Consider the following 9,362-nt stretch of genomic DNA (forward strand, 5'->3'; position numbering starts at 1 on the left):
GCCTACAGAAAGAAACAACCCACCGAATCCACCACTCACCACCTTGACCCGCCCAACATCAAAATCCTCGCCGTTTCCTAACTACGTGGCATTGCATCGCAGGCGGAGCCACTGCCACGACAGCCCTCACAGCGGCAGTACACAGGCCTAAAGCGATTGCCTTTCTGATCATGACCCCTCCCTTCTTTATGTTTCCCATTTCATGCTCCCAGCTCAGGAGTGATCGAACTTTTCCTGCCGCATGGTCTCCGTGCCGCACTCTGGCGTCGGCGGCAGTCCGCTCGTGGGAACTTTTGAGGACGCCGTTTACCGAGGCGGTTGGCATGGGAAATAGAAGCGACACGGGAAATTTGGCGCCGACCCGAATGTGAGTCCCCTGATTCACATGAGCGCCACATATGCAACCTTAGTCGATTACGAGTTAGCTGCAACTCGCACGCGCGTGCGCCACCGCACCTCTGTGCAGAAATCCCGCCAGGCCGTCCAGCTCGAGCGCCGCTGCCTGCACCGCAAGAACGGCAAGGTCAGTATCAAGACCGTCTACGCCGTCACCAGCCTGGCCGCCGGGCAGGCCACTCCCGCTCAGCTCGCGAACATGATCCGCTCGCACTGGCAGATCGAGGCCCTGCACCACATGAGAGACACCACCTTCGCCGAAGACGCCTCGCAGCTCCGGACCGGCAACGCACCCCGCGCCATGGCGACCTGGCGCAACCTCGCCATCGGTGCCCTCCGCCTCGCCGGCACCGGTGCGTGATCATGTGAGGCCGAGTAGGGGATGCACTCGAGACGTTGCTTCGACTCCCGCGCTACTCCCCGACGGTCTGGATCCTCATGTGCTGGCGATGGGCAACGGATTCCGCCACAGGGCGCGCTTCTCCATCCTGCGGGGGCAGGAGATAGGTGGCGAAGGTGCTGCCGGTGCGGACGACCGTCATGACGTTGCCCTCCCCACGCGGGGCCATGACATTCGTGATCAGGTAACTAACCGCGTCGTCACCCACCCGCACCTGGGGAAGGCTTGTGACGGTGAACCGGTAGGTCCAGCCGCGCCGTGACGTGGCAGTGAAACTGGTGCAGTTGGCCACAGCCTTCTTGAGCTCGGCCATCCATGCCGGCGCACCGTTACCCCGGTGACTCGTGAGAGTCACGCTGCCGGGTGTGGCAGCCGACGGAGCCCCGTCCGGTCGGAGCGTGGCCCAGACCATGGCCTGGCGTGGATGCCGGGGGCGCACGCTCATCATGTCCGAGAGCGGACGACAGGCCAGCTTGCCGGTTGTCACGATGTCCTGGGCCTCCAGCAAGGGAGCGCTCTGCGGCTCTGCGGTGAAGCCGGGAAGATCGGAGCCTACCGGGAGCGCATCGGTCAACTGAGCCTCGGTCAGCGGCCCCCGGCTCGCCTCGGGCGCCTTCGACTCCACGGCCCCGTCTGCCAACCGTCTTCAGGCAGTACCGCCGGTGCGGGGCAAGCGCGGCCGGCCCCGGCGCCGCCCGGACGTGGTGCTGGGCGACCGCGGCTACGACCACGACAAGTACCGCCGTCTGGTCTGGAACCTTGGCGTGAAGCCGCTGATCGCCCGCCGGGGCACCGAGCACGGCTCCGACCTGGGCGCCCAACGCTGGGTCGTGGAGCGCGCGTTCGCCCACCTGCACTGGTTCCGCCGCCTGCGGATCCGCTGGGAGATCCGCGAAGCATTCCTCACGCTCGGATGCGCACTCATCTGCTGGCGGCGACTGCGCGCTCTGCCGAGCGAGTGCGAGAGCTAGGCGGCGGCCGCGAGTCGTCTGAGGACGTCGACCGGAGTGAAACTCCACCCGACGAGACGGGGTCCGCTCCAGTTGACGCCGATCATGAGTCCTTCACTGGAGGCAGCAGGCAGTTCGCTGTCGCGCCAGGCATCCAGAGGCATGGATTCAACCCGTAGCCCATTCCCCCAGATCTTCGCTGCCCGCGCGGCGCGGGCGGATGTCGACCAGTAGGGAAGACTCCGGGTGCCGTCAGTCGCGAGGGGAGCCGGGCTCCCCTCGTCATCCCGCACAAGCCAGACGACTCCGCTCTGGAGGACGTCTCGGAAGAATGCTGCTGCTTGCGAACCACTCTGACTCATGACCACCTGAGCCTAGCGTTCTGCGCCACTCATTTCGTTAGGAGTTCTTAGGGCTACGGCGGAGCTTGCCGCGGTCGCGGGCCCTGCCACTTCCCCAAGCTCTCGGCTTCGCCCGAGCAGGGGAGAGCCCATTTTCTGCGGCGTTGCCGTCGGTTGCCCACGCTCCGCGTTGTCGCCCCCCTTCGCGTCCAACTCGACGCGCCAGCCCTCGCTCACCCGCGCAAAAGGCGAGCAGGCCCCCTGACGCGGCCTGATCCGCCAGACAGGCCCCAGTTGATCCCGATGCGCCCCCGTATCGGACTTCAGCGCCGCGCCAGCGCCAGCACGCTCAGTCCGAACATCAGGACGCCCAGGGGGAGATGGACCGACGGTATGTGCGCGATGCCGAGCACGACCTGGACCGAGGCGAGGACAAGGAAGCCGAGCGCGTGCCAGACGGGCCGGGGCGAGCCGCCGCCCGGCTTCCACGCCAGCACCGCCGACTTGTCGGCTGGCACGGCAACCAAGGTTGACCCCGCCACCCCGCAACCCCGAGACCCGCAGATCGCGAGTCGGCGTCAGCGCATCAGCACCCCAGCCCCCTCCCCCACCTCCTCCGAAGGAATCGCCACCAACCCCACCTCCGCGCTCGACGCCAGCAGCCGGTGCGTGGGCAGGATGCGGACCGTGTAGCCGTAGGGCCCGGTCCGGTCCAGGGGCAGTGGGCCCTCGTAGACCCAGCGGCCCTCCAGGTCGGGGCCGCCCGCCGGTTTCAGTGGGACGTAGGTCGCGTCGGTGATGCGGTCCTGGGAGTCGACGCGGCCGGAGACGGCCTGGACCTCGACGTCGTCGGGGGCGAGGTCGGCGAGGGCGACGCGGACGCGCAGGGAGAGGGTGGTGCCGAGTTCGGCGGTGGTCGTGGCGGCGGAGGCCTCGACGTGGTCGACGGTGACCTGCGGCCAGGAGGCCCGGACGCGGGACTTCCAGGTGGCCAGTTCGCGGGCCGTGTCCGGGGAGAGGGAGCGGTGGGCGCGGGCCGCGGGGGCGTACAGGCGTTCCACGTATTCGCGGACCATCCGGCCGGCCAGCACCTTCGGGCCGAGGTGGGTCAGGGTCTGGCGGACCATCTCGATCCAGCGGTCGGGGAGTCCGCCCTGGCCCTGCTCGTAGAAGCGGGGGGCGACGCGCTGTTCGAGTAGTTCGTACAGCGCCGCCGCCTCCAGGTCGTCGCGGCGGTCGTCGTCCGTGGCCGTGCCGTCCGCCGTGGGGATCGCCCAGCCGAAGTCGGGCCGGAACCACTCGTCCCACCAGCCGTCCAGGACAGACAAGTTGAGACAGCCGTTCAGCGCCGCCTTCATGCCGGACGTACCGCAGGCCTCCAGGGGGCGCAGGGGGTTGTTCAGCCAGATGTCGCAGCCGGGGTACAGCTTCTGCGCCATCGCCATGCCGTAGTCGGGGAGGAAGACGATGCGGTGGCGTACGCGCGGGTCGTCCGCGAAGCGGACCAGTTCCTGGATCAGGCGTTTGCCGCCGTCGTCGGCGGGGTGGGCCTTGCCCGCCACGACGATCTGGAGGGGGCGGTCCGGGTGCAGGAGGAGGTCCATCAGGCGGTCGCGGTCCCGCAGCATCAGGGTCAGGCGTTTGTACGAGGGGACGCGGCGCGCGAAACCGATCGTCAGGACGTCCGGGTCCAACACCCCGTCGATCCAGCCGAGTTCGGCCGTCCCGGCACCGCGCTGGCGCCAGGAAGCCGCCAGCCGTTCCCGTACCTCCAGCACCAGCTGCTCCCGCAGCACCCGGCGCAGATCCCAGATCTCCTGGTCCGCGATGTCCGCCACCGCGTCCCAGCGGTCCGAGCCGCCGACCGTCATCGCGTCCTCGGTGCGCTGGGCGCCGATCTGGCGGGCGCCGAGGCGGAAGACCTCCGGTGCCACCCAGGTCGGCGCGTGCACGCCGTTCGTCACCGAGGTGATCGGGACCTCGTCGGGGTCGAAGCCCGGCCACAGGCCCGAGAACATCTCGCGGCTGACCTGGCCGTGGAGGAGCGAGACGCCGTTCGCACGCTGTCCCAGCCTGAGCCCCATCACCGCCATGTTGAAGAGGTTCGGCTCGCCGCCGGGGTAGGTCTCCATGCCGAGGCCGAGGATCCGTTCGACGTCGATGCGCGGGAGTTCCGCGTCGGCGCCGAAGTGGTGGGCCACCAGTTCCCGGTCGAAGCGGTCGATTCCGGCGGGGACGGGGGTGTGGGTGGTGAAGACGGTTCCGGCCCGCACCGCTTCGAGCGCCGCCTCGAAGTCCAGTCCCTCGGCGGCCAGTTCGGCGATCCGCTCCAGGCCCAGGAAACCCGCGTGCCCTTCGTTCGTATGGAACACCTCGGGCTGCGCATGGCCGGTGAGACGGCAGTACGTCCGTACCGCGCGCACCCCGCCGATGCCCAGCAGCATCTCCTGGAGCAGCCGGTGTTCACTGCCGCCGCCGTACAGCCGGTCGGTCACCCCGCGTTCGCCGAGGTCGTTCTCCTCGACGTCGGAGTCGAGCATGAGCAGGGGCACCCGGCCGACCTGGGCCAGCCAGACCCGGGCCCGCAGCGCGCGTGTGCCGGGCAGGGCCAGCGAGACCTGGGCCGGGGTGCCGTCGCTCTCGCGCAGGGGAACGAGCGGGAGTTCGTTCGGGTCGAGGACCGGATAGTGCTCCTGCTGCCAGCCGTCCCGGGACAGCGACTGACGGAAATAGCCGTGCCGGTACAGCAGTCCCACGCCGATGAGCGGTACGCCCAGGTCGCTGGCGGCTTTGAGATGGTCGCCGGCGAGGATGCCGAGGCCCCCGGAGTACTGGGGCAGCGCGGCCGTGATGCCGAACTCGGGCGAGAAGTAGGCGATGGCAGCGGGGAGTTCGGACGGCTGGGTCTGGTACCAGCGCTCGCCCGTCACATAGTCGCGCAGGTCGTCGGCGGCCGCGGCGAGGCGGCGCAGGAAGCGGCGGTCCTCGGCGAGCTCGGCCAGGCGCCGGGACGACACGCTGCCGAGCAGGCGTACGGGGTCACCGTCCGCCGCGGCCCAGCGTTCGGGGTCGACGGACTGGAAGAGGTCACGGGTCTCGGCATGCCAGGACCAGCGCAGATTGCGCGCCAGGTCGCTGAGCGGGTGAAGGACTTCGGGGAGTACGGGCCGGACGGTGAATCTGCGGATTGCCTTCACGAGTTCCACCTTCACGAAGGGCGTGAACAGCAGGACGTAAGCAGCGGGACGTAAGCAGCGGGACGTAAGCGGCGGGTCGTAAACAGCGGCAAGACGTACGCAGCACCACGTACGCGGCTGAGGGACGCACGCCCTTGTGCGCCCTTCGTCACCCACGACGTTAGCGGCGAGGCTGCCTCCGCAACACGGCGCATCGAAGAACTCCGGCGCGGGTGGGCCGAGTCTCCCGCCCCGGTGACTGCGGCGGAAATTCGCCGCAACCTTCACGTGTACGCCACGGCCGATATGGCCGATTCCGCCCTCATGGGCGGTCTTGTGGCACTTCACACCGCACGAGAGGCTGCCAAGTGGCGTACGGCCGAGCACGGTGCGGGCGCGGTACGAGCACGGTACGGACCCGGTACGGACCGGTCCGCACCGCTTGACTCCGGCCTCCGTACGCCGAGTCGAGGAGGGGAACTCACGTCATGGCACAGACGAGACAGAGGCGTCTGCGCTGGGCAGGATGCGTCACCGCGGTCACGACGGTCGCGGTACTTTCGGCCATCCCGCCACCCGCGCACGCCGCCCCGCAGGGGCAGATACTCGGCGCCGGTGCCCCCGGTTCCGTCAGCGGAAGCTACCTCGTGACACTCAAGGGGGGAACGAAAGCTCCGTCGGCGGCGGGGAAGAGCATCGCCGAGAAGTACGGGGCGAAAATCAGCCAGACCTACAGCACGGCGCTCAACGGCTATGCGGTGAAGGTCAATGAGAACCAGGCCCGGCGGCTCGCGGCGGACTCCCGCGTGGCCTCGGTCGTCCAGGACACCCGGGTGACGCTCGACCACCACCAGAACAACCCGCCGACCTGGGGCCTGGACCGGATCGACCAGCCGAACCTGCCGCTCGACAAGGGCTACACCTGGCCCGAATCGGCGGGCAAGGGCGTGACCGCGTATGTCATCGACACCGGCATCCGGATCACGCACAAGGACTTCGGCGGCCGGGCGAGCTACGGCTGGGACTTCGTCGGGGGCGACAAGTTCGCGGGGGACGGCAACGGTCACGGCACGCATGTCGCCGGCACCATCGCGGGCACCACGTACGGCGTCGCCAAGAAGGCCAAGGTCGTCGCCGTCCGCGTCCTCGACAACGCCGGCTCCGGCACCACCGCGCAGGTCATCGCGGGCATCGACTGGGTGACCAAGCACGCGCACAAGCCCGCGGTGGCCAACGTGAGCCTGGGCGGGTACGCGAACGCCCAGTTGGACGCCGCCGTACGCAACTCCATCGCCTCCGGGGTGACGTACGCGATCGCGGCGGGCAACGACGGGCTTCCGGCCGGTCTCTACTCCCCGGCCCGCGTCAAACAGGCCCTCACCGTCGGCGCGAGCGACAAGGCGGACGCCCGGGCGAGCTTCTCGAACTTCGGTTCCTCGCTCGACCTGTTCGCACCCGGCGTGGCGATCACCTCGGCCTCGAATGTGAGCAACACCGGGAAGGCGACCTACTCCGGTACGTCGATGGCGAGCCCGCACGTCGCGGGCGCGGCCGCGCTCTATCTGGCCGACCATCGCAAGGCGACCCCGGCCCAGGTGGGCAAGGCGCTCGTGCAGCGGGCGGTGCCGGGGAAGGTCATCGGCGCGGGGCTCGGCTCCCCGAACAGGCTGCTTCAGGTCAACAATCCCTAGAGAGACCTGACGAGCCGCGGGTCGACCGTCCCTGGAGAACCGCAGGGCACAAGACCGGCCTCGCCCTCACCGGACGAGGCCGGTCTTGTGTGTAGACATACGCGCGAGTAGTTAACAAAGTGCCGGATTGCCCACCCGAATAGGGTGGGAAGGCTCCTTCGGTACGCCCGCAGGCCCCACCTCCCCACACCGTCATCCGCCCACCCACGTTGACGCGGACAGGAGCGGTCATGCCCGCCACGCACCACACGTCGCCACCCCCGACGACCACCTCCACCACACCCCCCATACGCGGGGTCGACGCCGGCCCTCGCACCCCGGAGAAATCCTCCACCGAACCCGGTGGCGCCGTCGGACGCATACCCGTCCTCGACGTACGCCCCGTCGTCCTCGGAGGCAGCCGGCCCGCCAAGGCGGTCGTCGGCGAGGCCTTCGAAGTCTCGGCCACCGTCTTCCGCGAGGGTCACGACGCGGTCGCCGCCAACGTCGTCCTGCACGACCCGGAGGGCCGCCCTGGCCCCTGGACCCCGATGCGCGAACTGGCCCCGGGCACCGACCGCTGGGGTGCCCGGGTGTCCGCCGGGGAGCCGGGTCTGTGGACGTACACGGTGGAGGCGTGGAGCGATCCGGTCGCCACCTGGCGCCACCACGCGGGGATCAAGATCCCGGCGGGCATCGACACGGAACTGGTCCTGGAGGAGGGCGCGCGGCTGTACGAACGGGCCGCCGCCGGAGTCCCGAAGAGCAGCGGCGCAAGGGACGTCGTCCTCGCCGCCGTCGACGCGCTGCGCGACCTCGACCGTCCGGCCTCGTCCCGCCTCGCCGCCGCCCGCACCCCCGACGTGGACCGGGTCCTCGCCCGCCATCCGCTGCGCGAACTCGTGACCTCCTCCGAGCCGTTGTCCCTGCTCGTGGAGCGCGAGCGTGCCCTGTACGGCGCGTGGTACGAGTTCTTCCCGCGCTCAGAGAGCGGACGGCTCGACCCGCCGGTCCACGGCACGTTCCGTACCGCCGCCGAACGTCTGCCCGCCATCGCCGCGATGGGCTTCGACGTCGTCTATCTGCCACCGATCCACCCCATCGGCACCACCTACCGCAAGGGCCCCGACAACACGCTCTCCGCGGGCCCGTACGACGTCGGTGTGCCCTGGGCGATCGGCTCCCCGCAGGGCGGGCACGACGCGATCCACCCGGATCTCGGCACGATCGACGACTTCGACGCGTTCGTACGCCGGGCGGAGCGCGAGGGTCTGGAGATCGCCCTCGACTTCGCGCTCCAGTGCTCCCCCGACCATCCCTGGGTGCAGAAGCACCCGGAGTGGTTCCATCACCGGGCGGACGGGACGATCGCGTACGCGGAGAACCCGCCGAAGAAGTACCAGGACATCTACCCGATCGCCTTCGACAAGGACATGCCGGGCCTGGTCCGGGAGACGCTGCGGGTGCTGCGGCACTGGATGAGCCACGGCGTCCGGATCTTCCGCGTCGACAACCCGCACACCAAGCCGGTCGCCTTCTGGGAGCAGGTCATCGCGGACGTCAACCGCACCGACCCGGACGTGATCTTCCTGGCCGAGGCGTTCACCCGGCCCGCGATGATGCACACGCTCGGCGCGATCGGCTTCCAGCAGTCGTACACGTACTTCACCTGGCGCAACACCAAGGAGGAGCTGACCGAGTACCTCACCGAGCTGTCGGGGGAGACGGCGGCCTTCATGCGCCCCAACTTCTTCGTCAACACCCCGGACATCCTGCACGAGTTTCTTCAGCAGGGCGGGCGTCCGGCCTTCGAACTGCGGGCGGTGCTCGCCGCGACGCTGTCACCGACGTGGGGCGTCTACAGCGGTTTCGAGCTCTGCGAGAACGCCCCGCTGCGCAAGGGCAGCGAAGAATACCTCAACTCCGAGAAGTACCAACTGCGTCCGCGTGACTGGGAGTCGGCGGAGCATGACGGTCGTAGCATCGCGCCATTGATGGGTGAGCTCAACGCGATCAGGCGGCGCAGTCCGGCGCTGCGGCAGTTGCGCGATCTCCACTTCCACCACACGGACAAGGAGGCGGTGATCGCCTACTCGAAGTCCGCCTCGGACGCACGCGGTTCGAACACGGTTGTGGTGGTGGTCAACCTCGACCCCCACCACACCCAGGAAGCCACGGTCTCGTTGGACATGCCACAACTCGGCCTGGAATGGCATGAGTCCGTGCCGGTGCGCGACGAGCTCACCGGCGAGACCTACTACTGGGGCAGGACCAACTATGTGCGCCTCGAGCCAGGGCGTAGGCCCGCGCACATTTTCACCGTCCTGCGACCGTCCTCACCGCAGATCGGAGGGTCACCCACCACATGATCGTCAACGAGCCCGTCCCGGACACGTTCGAGGACACCCCGGCCAGGGACCGCGACCCCG

General features: G+C 69.1%; 6 protein-coding genes and 2 pseudogenes. 4 read left to right on the plus strand and 4 right to left on the minus strand.

From position 1 onward, the window contains the following. The first annotated feature begins 460 nt into the window (after positions 1-460). Positions 461-757, plus strand: coding sequence for a transposase (locus AB0D57_RS46445; protein ID WP_362088565.1), 297 nt, complete (start codon positions 461-463; stop codon positions 755-757). Positions 758-809: 52 nt separating this feature from the next. Here the strand turns inward: AB0D57_RS46445 and AB0D57_RS46450 are convergent, their stop codons facing one another. Then, positions 810-1,421, minus strand: coding sequence for a hypothetical protein (locus tag AB0D57_RS46450; RefSeq protein ID WP_362088566.1), 612 nt, complete (start codon positions 1,419-1,421; stop codon positions 810-812). A 25-nt stretch (positions 1,422-1,446) separates the two neighbouring features. Here AB0D57_RS46450 and AB0D57_RS46455 point away from each other — a divergent pair. Continuing rightward, a pseudogene (locus AB0D57_RS46455) lies at positions 1,447-1,767 on the plus strand (transposase); the annotation flags it as partial. On the opposite strand, the gene AB0D57_RS46460 reads toward AB0D57_RS46455, so the two are convergent. From AB0D57_RS46460 to glgP, 3 genes and pseudogenes are all read right to left on the minus strand, one after another. Continuing rightward, positions 1,764-2,108, minus strand: a complete 345-nt coding sequence (locus AB0D57_RS46460; RefSeq protein ID WP_362088567.1) for a DUF2750 domain-containing protein — start codon at positions 2,106-2,108, stop codon at positions 1,764-1,766. The pseudogene AB0D57_RS46455 and the gene AB0D57_RS46460 overlap by 4 nt on opposite strands. A gap of 302 nt (positions 2,109-2,410) precedes the next feature. Continuing rightward, positions 2,411-2,623: pseudogene (locus AB0D57_RS46465) on the minus strand (hypothetical protein); the annotation flags it as partial. Positions 2,624-2,665: 42 nt separating this feature from the next. Next, a complete protein-coding gene (gene glgP, locus AB0D57_RS46470; RefSeq protein WP_362088568.1) occupies positions 2,666-5,284 on the minus strand; it encodes an alpha-glucan family phosphorylase in 2,619 nt (872 codons plus the stop codon). 467 nt (positions 5,285-5,751) lie between these two features. Between glgP and AB0D57_RS46475 the strand changes: the two genes are divergently transcribed. Continuing rightward, a complete protein-coding gene (locus AB0D57_RS46475) occupies positions 5,752-6,954 on the plus strand; it encodes a S8 family peptidase (protein ID WP_362088569.1) in 1,203 nt (400 codons plus the stop codon). 230 nt (positions 6,955-7,184) lie between these two features. Further along, positions 7,185-9,302 carry an alpha-1,4-glucan--maltose-1-phosphate maltosyltransferase gene (locus AB0D57_RS46480; RefSeq protein ID WP_362088570.1) on the plus strand — a complete coding sequence of 706 codons (2,118 nt, stop codon included), beginning with the start codon at positions 7,185-7,187 and terminating at the stop codon, positions 9,300-9,302. Positions 9,303-9,362 lie beyond the last annotated feature (60 nt).

It is taken from the genome of Streptomyces sp. NPDC048275 (genome assembly GCF_040652275.1).
Classification (GTDB): domain Bacteria; phylum Actinomycetota; class Actinomycetes; order Streptomycetales; family Streptomycetaceae; genus Streptomyces.